The 279-nt window shown below is 30.5% G+C and carries 1 protein-coding gene; it reads right to left on the reverse strand.

All coding sequences use genetic code 11. From position 1 onward, the window contains the following. Nucleotides 1-279: ribonuclease HII (locus tag WFZ85_RS16355; protein WP_413789750.1), on the reverse strand; the 279-nt coding region annotated here is incomplete at both ends.

Here is a 279-nt window from a genome sequence, read left to right on the forward strand (position 1 = left end):
GTATTTGATTCATGTACTCATCACGATAGGTTTTTGCTAAAACAGAAGCTGCTGCAATGATCATAAATTTACTATCACCTTTTATAATAGTTGAAAAAGGAATATTGTTAATAGTTTTGAACCGGTTGCCATCAACAATGATATAATTAGGTGTGGGCTTCAATTTTGCAATACTTTCTTGAATAGCTTTTATGGATGCATTTAAAATATTGATTTCGTCAATAATGGTATGACTTATATGACTAACCGAAAAGAATAACGCATTGTTTTCTATGACAG

This window comes from Flavobacterium aureirubrum (assembly GCF_038739835.1).
Lineage (GTDB): Bacteria > Bacteroidota > Bacteroidia > Flavobacteriales > Flavobacteriaceae > Flavobacterium > Flavobacterium aureirubrum.